The organism is Mesorhizobium sp. M2C.T.Ca.TU.002.02.1.1 (assembly GCF_003997225.1).
Genome location: NZ_RZTO01000885.1, coordinates 1 through 2,409, shown reverse-complemented (window position 1 = coordinate 2,409; position 2,409 = coordinate 1). Strand labels below are relative to the sequence as shown.

General features: G+C 64.8%; 3 protein-coding genes. 1 reads left to right on the top strand and 2 read right to left on the bottom strand.

Annotated elements, in window-relative coordinates; genetic code table 11:
- Positions 1-714: S1C family serine protease (locus EOD07_RS30930; RefSeq protein ID WP_164772712.1), on the bottom strand; the 714-nt coding region annotated here is incomplete at its 3' end.
- 237 nt (positions 715-951) lie between these two features.
- On the opposite strand from EOD07_RS30930, the gene yghU reads away from it, so the two are divergent.
- Positions 952-1,821 carry a glutathione-dependent disulfide-bond oxidoreductase gene (yghU, locus tag EOD07_RS30925; RefSeq protein ID WP_041009511.1) on the top strand — a complete coding sequence of 290 codons (870 nt, stop codon included), beginning with the start codon at positions 952-954 and terminating at the stop codon, positions 1,819-1,821.
- 31 nt (positions 1,822-1,852) lie between these two features.
- Here the strand turns inward: yghU and EOD07_RS30920 are convergent.
- Positions 1,853-2,409, bottom strand: a 557-nt coding sequence (locus tag EOD07_RS30920) for a YbhB/YbcL family Raf kinase inhibitor-like protein (protein ID WP_206519610.1), incomplete at its 5' end; no start/stop codon positions are given.

The following is a 2,409-nucleotide window of genomic DNA, read 5'->3' as shown; positions in this document are numbered from 1 at the left end:
ACGCAGGCCCGCCTTGGCGGCCGGGCCACCTTCCGCCACGCTCATCACCACCACCATGCCGTTCGACTCGGCCGAGAAGGCGCCGAGCCAAGGGCGCGGCGCCGTCGCGGTCTGGCCGCGCTTGATGAGATCGTCGAGGATCGGCGTCAAAAGGTCGATGGGCACGACCATATTGATGTCGGCGACCTCGCCGGCCCGGCTCATCTGCAGGCGCAGCGAACCGACACCGAGCAGCTTGCCGTCGCCGTCGAACAGCGCGGCGCCGCCCCAGGACGGATGCGCCGGCGCCGTAAAGATCGCCTCGTCGATCAGATATTCCCAGTAGCCGGCGAATTCCTGCTTGGTGACGATATGCGCATCGACCTGCTGGCCGATGCCGTCGGCGAGCGTCACGGCATCGCCGATATTGGCCTTCCTGGCGTTGCCGAACTGGACGGGCGGCAGGCCGAGCGGCGCCAGCGCCTGGACGAGGCCGAAACCGGTCTCCTGGTCGTAGGCCAGCGCGTGGGCCGCGACCACGCGGCCGTCCTGGTCGGTCAGCCACACTTCCTCGGCCTCGGTGATGAGGTAGCCTATCGTGAGCACCAGCCCATTGTCGCGGATCACCACGCCGCTGCCTTCGCGGCGCGTGCCCAGCGCGTTGGCGGTGAAAGCGTCGTCCGGCACCGTGGCGCGCACGGCAACGACAGAGCGCGAAATTTTCCCGATGGTCATCGATCCATCCTGCATTGCGGGTCTTTTTCTATAGGTATGGCCAAAGGAGCGTGGTGCAAGGGCGGATTTCTCTCTTGCTCCCTTGTGGGAGAAGGGAAAGGCACTGGCACAAACACTAAGTTCAACGAAGATTGAACTTTTTTCTTTGACGCGCGCGCAACCGCACCTAAGTCTATCGCCATCAGCAGACGTCGCAGCCCCCTGAACCCACAAGCCGAACCCACAAGGCCTCCGCACATGGACGAATATATCCCGCCGAAAGTCTGGACCTGGAACAAGCCGAATGGCGGTGAGTTCGCTTCGATCAACCGGCCGATCGCGGGCCCGACGCATGAGAAGGAATTGCCGGTCGGCAAGCACCCGCTGCAGCTCTACTCGCTGGCCACGCCCAACGGTCAGAAAGTGACGATCATGCTGGAGGAGCTTCTGGCGCTCGGCCACAAGGGCGCCGAATACGACGCCTGGCTGATCAAGATCGGCGACGGCGACCAGTTCGGCAGCGGATTCGTCGAGGTCAACCCGAACTCGAAGATCCCGGCGCTGATGGACCGCAGCGAGCCGAAGCCGGTGCGCGTGTTCGAGTCCGGCTCGATCCTCACCTATCTCGCCGAAAAATTCGGCGCGTTCCTGCCGACCGAGCGCGCGGCGCGCGCGGAAACATTTTCCTGGCTGTTCTGGCAGATGGGTTCCGCACCCTATCTCGGCGGCGGCTTCGGCCATTTCTACGCCTATGCGCCGCACAAGATCGAATATGCGATCGACCGCTTCGCCATGGAGACCAAGCGGCAGATGGACGTGCTCGACCGCAGGCTGGCGGAGAGCGAATATCTCGCAGGCCCCGATTACACCATCGCCGACATTGCGGTTTGGCCATGGTACGGCGGGCTCGCCAAGGGCCGCAGCTACAACAACGCCGCGGAGTTCCTGTCCGTGCACGAGTACAAGAACGTCCAGCGCTGGGCCGACGCGATCGATGCGCGGCCGGCGGTGAGCCGCGGGCGCATGGTCAACCGCATGTCCGGCGATCCGGCCTTCCAGCTGCGCGAGCGCCACGACGCCAGCGACTTCGAGACGAAGACGCAGGACAAGCTGGAGGCGGCGGAGTGAGGGTAATCTCCCCATCAAGGGGGGAGATTAGCTACCTCCCATAAGTATACGTCACCGTCGCCTGGCCGAGCGCGGAACTCTTGGCGGCGACCGAGACCATGTCCGGCAGCGGATTGCCCGGCGTGCGCAGCGTCTTTTCGCCCAGCGCATAGAGCGTGAAGACATAGTGATGGTCGCCGCTGCCGGGCGGCGGGCACGGGCCGAAATAGCCGACGCGGCCGACGTCGCCTTTACCCAGTACCGAGCCCTTGGGCATGCGCTTGCCACCCTGCGCGCCGGCGCCCTCGCGCAGTCCCTTGGCGCTCGCCGGGATGTTCCAGGCCAGCCAGTGCCAGAACCCTTTGCCGCCATTGGCGTCGGTGTCGAACATGGTCAGCGCATAGCTCTTCGTGCCGGCCGGCGGATCCTTCCAGGCAAGCGCGATCGAGACGCTCTGTCCGCCGCAGCCGGCCTTGTCGCCGAGATATTTCGCATCCCATTTGCCGTCGGAGACCGACGGGCTGGATATTTCGAACGCCTGCGCCTGGGTGGCCAAGGCGACCAGGGCAAGCATGGTGAAGCTGACGCGCAAGGTCATTTGATCCTCCC

Excerpts from the sequence above, each read along its gene's own strand:
- yghU (WP_041009511.1), top strand. The coding sequence starts at position 952 with ATGGACGAATATATCCCGCCGAAAGTCTGGACCTGGAACAAGCCGAAT.